Source organism: Arthrobacter sp. 2MCAF14, assembly GCF_052115645.1.
Lineage (GTDB): Bacteria > Actinomycetota > Actinomycetes > Actinomycetales > Micrococcaceae > Arthrobacter.
This window is the reverse complement of record NZ_JBFRHB010000028.1, coordinates 44,238-57,375: the sequence shown is the minus strand read 5'-3', so window position 1 is coordinate 57,375 and position 13,138 is coordinate 44,238. Positions and strand designations below refer to the sequence as shown.

The window sequence follows — 13,138 nt, the reverse complement described above, 5'->3', positions numbered from 1 at the left end:
ACGGCGGGAAGGGTCATTTGCTGCCAGTTCGCGCGGGGACACCATAGCGGTGTTCGGGGCGGCCGGTGCTGCCGTAACGCAGCTGGATCTCGACGGCGCCATCATCTGCCAGCGAGGACAGGTACCGTTGCGCCGTGGCGCGCGAGACGCCCACCCGTTCGGCCACTTCCGTGGCCGAGTATTGTTCTCCCGGTGCCAAGGATTCCAGCACGGACGCTTCGGTCGCCGAACGAGGCTTTCCCGACGGCGCCACGTCACCGGCCACGAGCGCCCGCTTGGCCCGTTCGATCGTGTCCTGGTCCACGGCATGTTGGCGGCCGAGGATCCGCCGGTATCTGGCATAGGAGCGCAGTTGCTGCGACAGCGATTCAGCGGTGAACGGTTTCAGGAGATACGCCAAGGCCCCGCGGCGCAGGGCGGTCCTGATGGACACGGCGTCGGAAGCTGCCGTCAGCATCATGGCATCCACATCGAGTTGCCCCAGCAGATCCAGGCCCGAACCGTCCGGCAGATAAACGTCCAGCAACACAAGGTCCGGCCGAAGGCTATGCACGGACTGCAGCGCCTGCGCCGTGGATCCCACTGGCGCCAGGGCCAGGAAACCGGCCACGGAGTCCACGTAGGCGGCATGGAGCTTGGCGACGTGGAAATCGTCATCCACGATCAACACCCTGAAGTCTTCGCTCACTGGTGTCCTTCGTTGCGGTCAGCTGCGGGTGGTTCGGCTTGTGAGAAGGGTTCTGCCAGTGCGGCATCGTCCGGCGTACCCGTCACGCCCGGCATCGTGGCCATAAAGACGGCGCCAGGGCCACCTGTCGAACCCGGGTCCAGGACGCGCACATCGCCACCGCGACGGCGGGCGAGTTGCCGGACCAGCGCGAGGCCGAGTCCCTGCCCGCCGGCCCTGTCGATACCGCCCTCGGCGGGCTCCGCCGTCGTGAACCCTTCCACGAAAACCCTTTCGGGCTCGACACCGCCGAGGCCGTCGCCGGAGTCCGCGGCGACGATGTGCAGCGTGCCGCCGTCGGGCCCTGCTTCGTCGAGCAGCTCAAGCTCCACCCAGCGTTGGGTCGAAGAGCCGGCGACGGCGGCGTTGACGGCATTGTCGATAAGGTTGCCGAGCACCGTGGTGACGTCCTGCGGCTCGGTGACGTGCTCCCGCACCAAGGTCTCGGGGCCGATCCGCAACGCCACCCCTCGCTCGTGCGCTTCCACGCTCTTCGCGCCGACGAACGCCTGCAAATACGGATCCTGGAGGAGCTCCGCTTGCTGGACAGGAAACTTCAGGGGGCCTGTGGCGGAGATCCTGGCGAGGTAGTCCTTGGCCTGGCCGTGTTGGCCGATGCTCATGAAACCGGCGATCGTATGGAGCTGGTTCGCGAATTCGTGGCGCTGGGCCCGTAGCGCGGCGGACATGGTGCCTACGGCGTCGAGCTGGCGCGTCAGCTGCTGCAGCTCGGTGCGGTCCCTGAGCATGACCACCCAGCCGAGATCCTCTTTGCGGTGCAGCGCCTTGCGGGCGTTGGCAACCAAGACCCGGCCGCCCGCCACGATTTCCACTGCCTCGGCGTCGTGCGCAGAGGGTTGAGTGAGGGCCTTGAGCTGCGCCGGGACGGCGGCCCTTTCCCAGTCGGTGCCCGCCAGGTCGGTGCCGGACCGGGCCGGGCCGGCCGCGGCGGGGGAGCCAGGGGTTCCCGACGCTTCCGGCATGCCGAGCAGCCGCCTCGCCGCGGCATTGAAGACGGTGATGCGGCCATCGGCGGAAATGCCGATCACGCCGTCGTCCACGCCCTGAAGCACGGCCACCTGGTCATGCACCAGGGTGCTGATCTCTTCGGGTTCGAGGCCAAGGGTCAGTCGCTGCAAACGACGACGGAGGAGGAACGACGCGAGGACGCCGGCCACCAGGGAGCCCGCAGCAGTCAGGGCAATCGGGAAGATGTCCTCGGCAAGGCTTTGGCCGAGAGACTCCATGGAGTAGCCGACGCTGACTTCGCCCACCACCGTCGCCGCGGAACCTGGAGCGAAGACCGGGACCTTAGCGCCCGCCGATGGTCCCAACGTTCCGGTGTTCCGAGTGGTGACTTCCTTCCCGGAGAGGGCATCCGAGGGGTCCGTGCTGACCCGTTCGCCGAGACGGACCCGCTCCGGGTGGGCCAGCCGCAGGCCGGTCTCGTCCGTGACCACCACGAACAAAGCACCGGTGCGGCTCCTGGCAGCCTCGGCAGCAGCTTGGATGGGTCCGGCCGCGAGAACGGTGGCGGGTGGGGTTCCGGGCTCTATGCTGATGGCTTCGACCTGGGAGCGGAGCACGGGGTCCGAGGCCACGGTGCGTGCCAAAGTCAGCGCCTGATTCTCCGCCTCCGTGCCGATCCGCCCATAGACGAGCCACGCATGCACGGTGCCACTAAGTAGCACGACTAAGAGGACGACTCCGAGTTGCAGGAGCAGGGTCTGCGTCGAGAACCGCAGGGCAAGCCTGGGCATGCTGCCTCCTTCCGGCGGGGATTGGCCGGCTGGAGCGGGGCAGCAGCGGCGCTGTATTTCTACGTCTACCTCTCCATTGAAGCATTGAGCACAATGAGCAAAATGCTCTCAATCAGCAGTATGTCCATCAAATCCCACAAAGGCCTTGCCGTGAGCGTCGCCACTATACGTTCTGTATCGCGCATCACATCGACGTGATGCCGTTCACTGTAGTAAGGAGCCGGCTGTGCTGGTATTGCTTGGATTCGCAATGATTGCGGTGTTCATGGTCCTGATCATGACAAAGAAGTTGACGCCCGTTCTGGCGCTGATCATCGTTCCCACCATCTTCGGCCTGTTTGCCGGTGCCGGTCTTGGCATCGGAAGCATGGTGATGGACTCGATGAAGTCCATGACGTCCACGGCCGCCCTCCTGATGTTTGCGATCGTGTATTTCGGACTCATGATCGACGTCGGCCTGTTCGACCCGCTGGTGAAGTTCATCCTCCGCAAACTGGGCAACGACCCCGCCAAAGTGGTCCTGGGCACCGCCATCCTCGCTGCCGCGGTATCGCTTGACGGCGACGGCTCCACCACCTTCATCCTCACCACCGCAGCGATGCTGCCCGTGTACCTGCGTTTGAAGATGAGCCCTGTGGTCCTGACCTGCGTGGCCGGCCTGGCCAACGGCACCATGAACATCCTGCCGTGGGGTGGCCCCACGGCCCGCGCCGCCACCGCCCTCAAGATCGATGTCAACGACGTGTTTGTCCCGATGGTTCCCGCCCTCATCGCAGGCCTCGTCGTCGTCTTCGTGTTCTCCTGGCTCTTGGGCCTGCAGGAACGCAACCGCCTCCGCGCCACGGCTCCCGAGATCTGGGGCGACGTCGCCGACGCTGGTGACATGTTCGACGGCGGCACGCACCGCGGTGGTACTGGCACTGGCGGAGGCTCCGGCGTCGTGGTCCTGGAACGCACTGAAACCCTTGTTGACCTCGCCGACACCGGCTTGACCGACACCGCTCTCGATCCCAACCGCAAGACCCTGCGCCCGAAGCTCTTCTGGTTCAACCTCGGACTGACGGTCGCTGTCATGGTCATGCTCGTGGCCAACCTTGTGCCGCTGCCCTACGTCTTCATGGTGGGTTCCGCCATCGCGCTGCTGGTGAACTTCCCCAAGGTCAAGGAACAGGGCGCGCAGCTTGTGGCCCACGCACCGTCCATCGTGGCCGTGGTCAGCATGGTCATGGCGGCGGCTGTCCTGACGGGTGTCCTCAACGGCACCGGCATGGTCAAGGAAATGTCGGCGTGGCTGGTCCACATCATCCCCGCCGAGATGGGTCCGTTCATGGCCGTCATCACTGGCCTGCTCAGCATCCCGATGACGTTCTTCATGAGCAACGACGCCTTCTACTTCGGCGTCCTGCCGGTCCTGAGCGAAACCGCCGCGCACTACGGCATCAGCGGCGCGGAAATGGCGCGCGCCTCCATTACCGGCCAGCCCTTCCACCTCCAGAGCCCCTTGGTCCCCGCGATCCTGCTGCTGGTGTCCCTGGCGAAGGTTGAACTGGGAGACCACCATAAAAAGGTCCTCTGGCGCACGGCGGTCATCTCCGTCGTCATGCTCGCTGTCGGCATGCTGACGGGAGCCATCGGCATCGGGTAAGAAACCAACAAAGCAACGCGGGGTCACTTACGGCCCATTCGGGACCTCCGGATGGGCCGTAAGTGACCCCGCGTTGTTCGTCGTCCAACCCACGTAGACTAGTCCGGAAAACCATTTGAACTTTGCAGGGGAGATCCATGGCTGCGATCAACCGTGACGACGTCGCGCATCTTGCGCGTCTGGCTCACATTGAAATGAGTGCCGAAGAGCTGGACAGGATGGCTGGCGAGCTTGCCGTCATCGTGGATTCGGTGAAGTCCGTCAGCGAAGCCGCCGGGGACGATGTCCCGGCCACGTCCCACCCGATTCCGTTGAGCAACGTGTTCCGTGAGGACGTCGTGGGCCACACCTTCACGGCCGAGCAGGCGTTGTCCGGGGCTCCGGATTCCTTCGAGGGCCGCTTCAAGGTTCCGGCAATCCTGGATGAGGACTAAGCGAATGACTGAATTGAACAACTCCGAACTCATCCGCCTGTCCGCGGCACAACTGGCCGCCAAGCTGGCCGCGCGTGAGATCACGTCCGTCGAGGTCACCCAGGCGTACCTGGACCGCATCGCACTTGTAGACGGCGGAGCTGATGGTATCCATGCGTTCCTGCACGTCAACACTGAAGAGGCGCTCGCCGTCGCCGCCGAAGTGGACGCGATCCGCGCCGCCGGCGGTCCTGAAGCTGAAGCGCTGCACGAACTTGCAGGCGTACCCATCGCCGTCAAGGACCTCATCGTCACCATTGGCCAGCCCACCACGGCCGGTTCAAAGATCCTCGAGGGCTGGCACAGCCCCTATGATGCCACCGTCATCAAGAAGCTGCGCGCAGCGAAGATGCCCATCCTTGGCAAGACCAACCTGGACGAATTCGCCATGGGGTCTTCCACGGAACACTCGGCTTACGGCCCCACCCGCAACCCGTGGGACCTGGACCGCATTCCCGGCGGCTCGGGCGGTGGCTCCGCGGCCGCCGTCGCAGCTTTCGAAGCTCCGCTGGCCCTCGGCACGGACACCGGCGGATCCATCCGCCAGCCCGGCGCCGTCACCGGCACGGTCGGCATGAAGCCCACCTACGGTGCAGTATCGCGCTATGGCGCCATTGCCATGGCATCTTCGCTGGACCAGATCGGCCCGGTTTCGCGGACCGTGCTGGACTCGGCCTTGCTGCAGGAAGTTATCGGCGGCCACGACCCCTTCGACTCCACCTCGCTGACAGACCCCTTCGACACGCTCGTTGCCGCTGCCAAGACGGGAAACGTCACGGGCATGAAGATCGGCATCATCAAGGAACTCCACGGCGAGGGCTACCAGGCCGGCGTCGAGAACCGTTTCAACGAGTCCCTTGAGCTGCTCAAGGAGGCCGGCGCGGAAATCGTCGAGGTTTCCTGCCCCAACTTCAAGTACGCGCTGGGCGCCTACTACCTGATCATGCCGTCCGAGGTTTCCAGCAACCTGGCCAAGTTCGACGGCGTGCGCTACGGCATGCGTGTCCTGCCCGAGGAAGGCCCCATGACGATCGAACGCGTCATGGCAGCTACCCGAGCCGCCGGTTTCGGCGATGAGGTCAAACGCCGCATCATCCTGGGCACCTACGCCCTGAGCGCCGGCTACTACGACGCGTACTACGGCTCGGCGCAGAAGGTCCGCACGCTCATCCAGCGTGACTTCGAGGCCGCGTTCGCGCAGGCCGACGTCCTGATTTCGCCGACGGCTCCCACTACAGCCTTCAAGCTGGGGGAGAAGCTGGACGATCCGCTGGCCATGTACCTCAACGACGTCGCCACGATCCCGGCGAACATGGCCGGTATCCCCGGCTTGTCCCTGCCTGGCGGCCTGGCCGACGAAGACGGCCTGCCCGTAGGCATCCAGCTGCTGGCGCCTGCCCGCGAGGACGCCCGCCTGTACCGCGTGGGTGCTGTCCTTGAATCCTTGCTCGAAGAGAAGTGGGGCGGCCCCTTGCTGGACCGTGCCCCTGTACTGAAGGCGCCTGTACTGAAGGCCCCTGTACTGCGGGCCCCCGTTCTCGATTCCAGCTCCACCACCGCCGGAGGTTCCAACTGATGTCTACCGACGCCATCCTCAGCTTCGAAGAGGCCATGGAGAAGTACGATCCCGTCCTTGGCTTCGAGGTCCACGTGGAGCTAAACACCAAGACCAAGATGTTCTCCTCCGCCCCGAACGTCTTCGGCGACGAGCCGAACACCAACGTCAACGAGGTGGACCTTGGCATGCCCGGCGTCCTGCCCGTGGTGAACAAGACGGCGGTGGAGTCCTCCATCAAGATCGGCCTTGCCCTGAACTGCAAGATCGCCGAGTACTGCCGCTTCGCCCGGAAGAACTACTTCTACCCGGACACCCCGAAGAACTTCCAGACGTCCCAGTACGACGAGCCCATCGCGTACGACGGCTACCTGGACATCGAACTCTCGGACGGCACGGTATTCCGCGTCGAGATCGAGCGCGCACATATGGAAGAGGACGCCGGAAAGCTCACCCACATGGGTGGCGCCACGGGACGTATCCAGGGCGCCGACTACTCGCTGGTGGACTACAACCGTTCCGGTGTTCCGCTCGTGGAAATCGTCACCAAGCCGATCGAGGGCGCAGGCAGCCGGGCACCCGAGCTCGCCAAGGCCTACGTTGCCGCGGTGCGCGAAATCGTCAAGAACCTCGGCGTTTCCGACGCCAAGATGGAACGCGGCAACGTCCGTTGCGATGCAAACGTCTCGCTGCGCCCGCACGGCCGCGAACGCTTCGGCATCCGTTCCGAGACAAAGAACGTGAACTCGCTGCGCGCCGTCGAGCACGCCGTCCGTTACGAAATCCAGCGGCACGCCGCCGTTTTGGACTCCGGTGAGCCGGTCATCCAGGAAACGCGTCACTGGCACGAAGACACGCGCACGACGACGTCGGGCCGCGCAAAGTCCGACGCCGACGACTACCGCTACTTCCCGGAGCCGGACCTCGTTCCGGTCCTCGCGTCGCGCGAATGGGTCGAAGAGCTGCGCGCCACGCTGCCCGAGCCGCCCGCGGCCCGCCGCAAGCGGCTCCAGGCCGACTGGGGCTATTCGGACCTCGAGTTCCGCGACGTCGTGAACGCCGGCGTCATGGACTCCATCGAGGAAACCATCGCCGCCGGTGCCAGCGCCTCCGTGGCCCGCAAGTGGTGGATGGGCGAGATCGTCGGACGCGCCAAGACGGCCGACGTCGATCCTTCCGAACTCGGTGTCACGCCGGAAACCATCGTGGAGCTCAACAAGCTCGTCGAGGGCGGCAAGATCAACAACAAGATGGCTTCCCAGGTGCTCGACGGCGTCCTCGCCGGCGAGGGCACCCCGGCTGAGATCGTCGAGAAGCGCGGCCTCGCCGTCGTGTCCGACGACGGCCCCCTGCTGGAAGCGATCGACGCCGCACTGGCGGCCCAGCCCGACGTCGCGGAGAAGATCCGCAGCGGCAAGCTTCAGGCCATCGGTGCGATCGTCGGCGGAGTCATGAAGGCCACCCGCGGACAGGCCGACGCCGGCCGCGTCAAGGAGCTGATCCTGGAGAGGCTCGGCGTCGAAGGCTGATCCCCACGCGCCTCACCCGCGCCTCACCCAACTAGGTCGCAGTTAACGTCGTTATGAGCCGTCAAAACGACAACAACTGCGACCTGGTTGTGTCTGGATCCACAGCCGTCACACAGCTTCAAGGGTCATTATGGAGTCATCAGTTCTTTGCTGCCCGCCCCTTACCGGCCCGGGGAGGAGCGGAGAAAGGATTCGGCCATGTCCACCATGACTCCGGGGCTTCGCAAGGCCCTCATCGCGGGCGGTATCGCCGTCGTGTTGACCGGCGGTGGTGTGGCCGCAGTCTGGGCTGCCGGCCAGATCATCCCCGCCTACGTAGTGAGCGCGACGCCGACGAGCACGGCATCGCCTGCCTCCCCGTCGCCCGGGGCTACTTCGCCCGCCACCCCGTCGCCCGGCAAGGCCCGGCCGTTCCCGGTGCTTCCACGCGGCTTCGCAGGCCCGGGGATCCACGGTGAGTTCACGGTCAAGAACAACGACGGCAGCTACACGACCCTGGTGACTCAGCGTGGCACCGTGCAGTCCGTCAGCGATTCGAGCATTTCCGTGAAGAGCGACGACGGCTTCACGCAGAGCTACGCGATCACATCGTCTACCACCATCGTCAGGTTCCCTGCTGCCGGAACAGGCACGCAAGGCCGCCGTCCATCGCTTCAAACCATCAAGGCCACCGACCTGAAGGCGGGGGACACCGTCGCAGTCTCCGGTACGAAGAGCGGCAGCACGGTCACTGCCACACGCATTATCGGGGGCACCTTGCCTGCTGCGCCCAATGATGGCGGACGACGGCTTGGCTACGGGAGCGTCTCTTCCTGACCCTGCGCCCGCTCGTCTGGCTATGATGCTACTACCGCCGAACCGCGCCCAAGGGTCGGTGTCTTAGCCCAAAAGGAGACGAATGCGCCCCACGATCAAGTCCGTGGCGGCGGCAGCCGGGGTTTCGACGGCGACTGTTTCCTACGTGCTTTCAGGCAGGAGCGGCAAAGACGGCAGCAGGAGCGGGTCCGGGGTGGCGCCCGCTACCGTGCTGCGGGTTCAAGAGGCTGCCCTGGCTCTCGGATACCGCCCCAACCAATCGGCAAGGGCTATCCGCACTGGCCGAACGAACCTGCTCATGTTGTCGTTGACCATGATCTCGGATCCGTGGGCACTGGATGTCAGCCGTGCGGTTGGTACGGCCGCCTCCCAACGGGGCATTACGCCTATGATCCTGGCCGACACCGACTGGCGGGTGGCACTCAAACGCCAAAACGCGGACGTGACATTCATCGACGGCGCCGAAGAGCCCGGAGATGCCGAACTGCTGGCGCAGGCGGCGAGATTGCAGCGCTTGGTGGTCTTCAGCGACACCATGGAACCTGAAGGGTTCGACGTCGTACGGCCCGTGGCCGGTTCGTCTTGCGACCAGGCGGTGGATCACCTCACGGGGCGGCACCACCGGGTGGGTTGCCTGATCTCCTCGACACATTCGACAAGCACCCTCGACATCCGCTTTGGCGCCTACACCCGCGGCCTGGCCAGGGCTGGTTTGGACTACCGGGACGACTACGTCGAGACGTATGACCGCGACGGGCTCAGCGCGTTCGACGCAGCGTTGCGGCTACTGCAGCGGGCGGATCGTCCGACCGCGATCTATGCGACCACGGACTTCGCGGCGATAGCCGCCATCCATGCGGCCCAGCGGCTGCAACTTCGCATTCCCGGAGACGTTGAAGTGCTCGGTATCGGCAACACCACTGAAGGCGAGCGCATGACGCCGTCGTTGACCACCGTTGGTCCCGAGGGCTTTTTCGATGGCTTGGCCGCATTCCTGCTCGACCGGGCAGAGAATCCCGATGGGCCTGCCGGCATTCTGGAATTTCCCTGGAAGCTCATCGTGAGGGACTCAGCGCCCTCGGTGTGAAAGCCAGGGCCTCCGGTGTGAACCGGGGCCCTCGGGCTAAGCCCGGACTATCCACGCAGCGTGTCGAGGCACGTGCCCGATGATCGCACAACCCGCCCTTCATGCACTTTGGTGACGTTTTCTGCTCGTAAAAGTTAAGGAAAGATCATCCGAGATCTTGCCTTTAAACGATTAACATGATGTGATCAACTGCACAACACCAGTTGGGTTGGCTGTTCGCCGAATGCGGGCCCGCCCCCGAAGGACCGTCGGTCTTCTGACCAAGACATCGGAGAATTCATATGAACCACAACGTGACCCGCAGGTCATTCCTTTCCTTTGCGGCTGCCGGTGCCGCCGTCGTTTCGCTCGCCGCCTGCGGCGGGAACAGTGCCGCTGGGGGTAGCGCAGCCAAGGCCGCCTACGCTGTTCCCGCAAAGGACCTGAACGCCGAGCTCAGCTACGCCATCTGGGACGCGGCGCAAAAGCCCGCGATGCAGAAGATCGTGACCGAATTCAACAAGCAATACCCGAACATCAGGGTCACCATCGACGTCACGCCGTCGAAGGGTTCGGCCTACTGGACGAAGATCCAGACCCAGGCAAGCAGCAACACCCTGCCTGACGTCTTCTGGATGAACGGCCCGCACGTCAAGCTTTACGCGCAAAACAACCAGCTCATGCCCCTGGACGGCCTGGTGTCCGGCAAGGCGGTGGATACGGCCAATTACCCCAAGGCGCTGGTGGATCTGTACACCGTCAACGGGGCGTTCTACGGGGTCCCCAAGGACTTCGATACCAGCGCGCTCTTCTACAACAAGGCCCTCTTCAAGGAAGCCGGGGTGCCGGAGCCGACGTCCAACTGGACCTGGGACGACGTGAAATCCGCCGGCGCCAAGCTCTCCAAGTTCTACCAGGGCAAGGGTATCTACGGGTATGCCGGCGACCTCACGGGCGGCCAGACCAGCTACTACAACACGATGATCGAAGCGGGCGGGACCGTCATCTCGACTGACGGCAAGAAGTCCGGATACGACTCTGCCGGCTCAATCGCCGGCCTTCAATTCTGGCGCGACCTGATCGAATCCGGCGTATCTCCCTCGATGCAGCAATTGACGGACACCTCTTCGAGCGACATGTTCACGTCCAGGAAATTGGCTATGACCATGGACGGCTCCTGGACCGTCGGGCCGGCCCAAAAGGCCCTCGGTGACGATCTGGGCATTGTCAGCCTCCCGAAGGGGCCGAAGACCAACCAGAGCGTGATCCACGGACTTGCCAACGTGATTCCCGCCAATGCGAAGAACCCTGCCGCGGCCCAGGCGTTCGTGGCCTTCCTGGGAACCCAGGATGCTGCCAGGATCCAGGCGGAAACCGGAACCGTCATCCCGGCCTTCAACGGCACACAGGATGCTTGGGTCAAGTCTGTTCCCTCTGTTGACCTCAACGTCTTCCTTGACCTGGCCAAAGATGCCTCGCCCTACCCGGCGTCGGCCAATACGGCAGCCTGGAACGAACTCGAGAACACCCTGCTGCCGCAGGCGTTCGCCGGGACCAAGCCGGTTGCGGACGTCGCCAAGGACCTTGCCAGCCAGATGAATGCCGCGCTGGCCAAAGAATCATGAAAGCCCCGACCCTGACGCCGGCACCCAAAAGCGGCCGGGCCGTCCAACCCGCCGGGGATCGCCGCAAAGGAAAATCGAAGTCGGATGGCTGGTGGCCATGGTTGTTCGTGGTGCCTACTGTTGCGGGCATCGGCGTGTTCTATCTTTGGCCGATCGTCCAGACGTTCTACTACAGCTTCACCAAGTGGGGTGTCTTCGGCGGAACCAAGTTCATCGGCCTGGACAATTACGTGCGGATGTTCGCGGATTCCACTATTCCGCAATCAATCCTCAATACGCTGATCTATACGGTCGTCGTGCTGCTGGGGATTCCCATTGCGGTCATCCTTGCGTCGCTGATCGAGCGTCCCGGCCTGCGCTTTGCGGCCCTGTACCGGACGCTGTACTTCATTCCCTACATCACCATGCCGGCCGCCGTCGGGATCGTGTGGAGGTTGATCTACAACGGTGACTTCGGACCCATCAACTGGTTCCTGGGCTTGTTCGGGATCCACGGGCCTTACTGGACATCGACGCCGGGGTTTGCACTCCTTGCCGTGGCTACCGTGGGGCTTTGGATGTCGCTGGGATTCAACCTCATCATCATCAGCGCGGGACTGCGCGAGATCCCTCGGGAACTCTTCGAAGCCGCGGAAATGGACGGGGCCAGCCGGGTCCGCCTATTCTTCAGCATTACCGTTCCGCTGCTGACGCCCAGCATCTTCTTTGTCACGATCGTCACCGTGATCAGCGGCTTCCAGCTGTTCGATTTGCTGTACGTGATGATGGGGAAAGCGAACCTGGCCATGCCTCAGACGCAAAGCCTCGTGTACATCTTCTACAACCAGGCCTTCCTGCAGAACGACAAGGGCTATGCGGCAGCCATCGGCATCCTGATCCTGGTCATCATCGCTCTTCTGACCGCTTTCCAATTCCGTATCCAGAAGAGGTGGGTCAACTATGTCTGAATCGAAGCTCTCCACAAAAAGCGATGTCGAATCGCAACAGATCGCTTCAGCAAGGCCATCTCACGCTGGAGGCAAACCCTCGGGACCCGCGGGCCGCGACGGCAAGAGCCGGGGCGCCAAAGGCAAGGGCGCCAAAGGCCACCGCACCAAAGGCGGCAAGCAGGGCTCGAACGTCCTGGCACATTGTGTACTGAGCATTGGCGGGTTGGCCATGATCTCGCCCCTCCTGTACCAGATCGTCATGTCGCTTTCGACGAACGCCGAAGTCCAGAGCACGCCACCCACCCTGTGGCCCAGCGTCGTCCAATGGCATAACTTCGCGGACGTCTTCACCTCCATGAATTTCGGTTCACAGCTCTGGGTGACGGTAGCAATCACTGTGATCAGGGTGATCGGCCAGGTGCTCCTCTGCTCTTTGGCGGGTTACGCCTTCGCTCGGATGCAGTTCCGGTTCAAGGGGCTCATCCTGGCCATAGTCTTGTCGATCATCATGGTGCCGTCGCAGTTGTTCCTGATCCCGCAGTACCAGATCATCCAGAACCTGGGGTGGCTGAACAGCATCGCCGGTATCGTGGCTCCGGGCATCTTCAGCGCCTTCGGCCTGTTCCTGATGCGCCAGTTCTTCATGGGGCTCCCGGACGAACTCGAAGACGCAGCACGGCTCGACGGTGCCAATCCGTTCCAGATCTTCTTCCGGGTCATGCTGCCCCTCGCGGCAAACGGCTTGTGGGCCCTGGTCATCATTACCGTGCTGTGGTCCTGGAATGACCTCTTGTGGCCTTTGGTGGTGACGTCGACGGCGAACGCCGCACCGTTGAGCGTCGGGCTTTCGAACCTCCAAGGTGAGCACGCCAACAATTACCCGATCCTCATGGCGGCATCGCTCATGGCCATGGCGCCAATCCTGATCATGTTCCTGCTCATGCAGAAGCGTGTGATGGCAGGCATCGGCCGCTCCGGACTCAAGTAAAGACCCACGTAGAGACTCAGGCAGA

General features: G+C 63.7%; 11 protein-coding genes. 9 read left to right on the top strand and 2 right to left on the bottom strand.

Annotated features, from left to right (window positions below):
* Positions 1–13: 13 nt before the first annotated feature.
* Positions 14–688 carry a response regulator gene (locus AB4074_RS17810; protein WP_284751375.1) on the bottom strand — a complete coding sequence of 225 codons (675 nt, stop codon included), beginning with the start codon at positions 686–688 and terminating at the stop codon, positions 14–16.
* Positions 685–2,487 carry an ATP-binding protein gene (locus AB4074_RS17805; protein WP_441414589.1) on the bottom strand — a complete coding sequence of 601 codons (1,803 nt, stop codon included), beginning with the start codon at positions 2,485–2,487 and terminating at the stop codon, positions 685–687. The genes AB4074_RS17810 and AB4074_RS17805 overlap by 4 nt, the downstream gene beginning before the upstream one ends.
* A gap of 226 nt (positions 2,488–2,713) precedes the next feature.
* On the opposite strand from AB4074_RS17805, the gene AB4074_RS17800 reads away from it, so the two are divergent.
* The 9 genes from AB4074_RS17800 to AB4074_RS17760 all read left to right on the top strand — a co-directional run bounded on the left by AB4074_RS17800 (position 2,714) and on the right by AB4074_RS17760 (position 13,113).
* Positions 2,714–4,132, top strand: a complete 1,419-nt coding sequence (locus tag AB4074_RS17800) for a CitMHS family transporter (RefSeq protein ID WP_441414588.1) — start codon at positions 2,714–2,716, stop codon at positions 4,130–4,132.
* A gap of 137 nt (positions 4,133–4,269) precedes the next feature.
* Positions 4,270–4,566, top strand: coding sequence for an Asp-tRNA(Asn)/Glu-tRNA(Gln) amidotransferase subunit GatC (gene gatC, locus AB4074_RS17795; RefSeq protein WP_078105822.1), 297 nt, complete (start codon positions 4,270–4,272; stop codon positions 4,564–4,566).
* 4 nt (positions 4,567–4,570) lie between these two features.
* Positions 4,571–6,181 (top strand): Asp-tRNA(Asn)/Glu-tRNA(Gln) amidotransferase subunit GatA, encoded by a 1,611-nt coding sequence (gene gatA, locus AB4074_RS17790; protein ID WP_441414587.1) that lies wholly within the window; start codon positions 4,571–4,573, stop codon positions 6,179–6,181.
* Complete coding sequence (gatB, locus tag AB4074_RS17785; RefSeq protein ID WP_234750787.1) at positions 6,181–7,689, top strand: Asp-tRNA(Asn)/Glu-tRNA(Gln) amidotransferase subunit GatB; 1,509 nt, start codon at positions 6,181–6,183, stop codon at positions 7,687–7,689. The genes gatA and gatB overlap by 1 nt, the downstream gene beginning before the upstream one ends.
* A gap of 198 nt (positions 7,690–7,887) precedes the next feature.
* Complete coding sequence (locus AB4074_RS17780; RefSeq protein ID WP_441414586.1) at positions 7,888–8,505, top strand: DUF5666 domain-containing protein; 618 nt, start codon at positions 7,888–7,890, stop codon at positions 8,503–8,505.
* A gap of 82 nt (positions 8,506–8,587) precedes the next feature.
* Positions 8,588–9,592 (top strand): LacI family DNA-binding transcriptional regulator, encoded by a 1,005-nt coding sequence (locus tag AB4074_RS17775; protein ID WP_441414585.1) that lies wholly within the window; start codon positions 8,588–8,590, stop codon positions 9,590–9,592.
* Between the two features lie 281 nt (positions 9,593–9,873).
* Positions 9,874–11,196, top strand: a complete 1,323-nt coding sequence (locus tag AB4074_RS17770; protein ID WP_441414584.1) for an extracellular solute-binding protein — start codon at positions 9,874–9,876, stop codon at positions 11,194–11,196.
* Positions 11,193–12,143, top strand: coding sequence for a carbohydrate ABC transporter permease (locus tag AB4074_RS17765; RefSeq protein WP_441414583.1), 951 nt, complete (start codon positions 11,193–11,195; stop codon positions 12,141–12,143). Before AB4074_RS17770 ends, AB4074_RS17765 begins: the two co-directional genes overlap by 4 nt.
* The gene (locus tag AB4074_RS17760) at positions 12,136–13,113 is read left to right on the top strand and encodes a carbohydrate ABC transporter permease (protein WP_441414582.1); all 978 of its coding nucleotides are present in this window, start codon (positions 12,136–12,138) and stop codon (positions 13,111–13,113) included. Before AB4074_RS17765 ends, AB4074_RS17760 begins: the two co-directional genes overlap by 8 nt.
* Positions 13,114–13,138: the final 25 nt, after the last annotated feature.

What these genes read in the sequence shown, in the direction of transcription:
- AB4074_RS17805 (WP_441414589.1), bottom strand. Translation starts at nt 2,487, where the DNA reads ATGCCCAGGCTTGCCCTGCGGTTCTCGACGCAGACCCTGCTCCTGCAA.
- gatC (WP_078105822.1), top strand. Translation starts at nt 4,270, where the DNA reads ATGGCTGCGATCAACCGTGACGACGTCGCGCATCTTGCGCGTCTGGCT.
- gatA (WP_441414587.1), top strand. Translation starts at nt 4,571, where the DNA reads ATGACTGAATTGAACAACTCCGAACTCATCCGCCTGTCCGCGGCACAA.
- gatB (WP_234750787.1), top strand. Translation starts at nt 6,181, where the DNA reads ATGTCTACCGACGCCATCCTCAGCTTCGAAGAGGCCATGGAGAAGTAC.
- AB4074_RS17780 (WP_441414586.1), top strand. Translation starts at nt 7,888, where the DNA reads ATGTCCACCATGACTCCGGGGCTTCGCAAGGCCCTCATCGCGGGCGGT.
- AB4074_RS17775 (WP_441414585.1), top strand. Translation starts at nt 8,588, where the DNA reads ATGCGCCCCACGATCAAGTCCGTGGCGGCGGCAGCCGGGGTTTCGACG.
- AB4074_RS17770 (WP_441414584.1), top strand. Translation starts at nt 9,874, where the DNA reads ATGAACCACAACGTGACCCGCAGGTCATTCCTTTCCTTTGCGGCTGCC.
- AB4074_RS17765 (WP_441414583.1), top strand. Translation starts at nt 11,193, where the DNA reads ATGAAAGCCCCGACCCTGACGCCGGCACCCAAAAGCGGCCGGGCCGTC.
- AB4074_RS17760 (WP_441414582.1), top strand. Translation starts at nt 12,136, where the DNA reads ATGTCTGAATCGAAGCTCTCCACAAAAAGCGATGTCGAATCGCAACAG.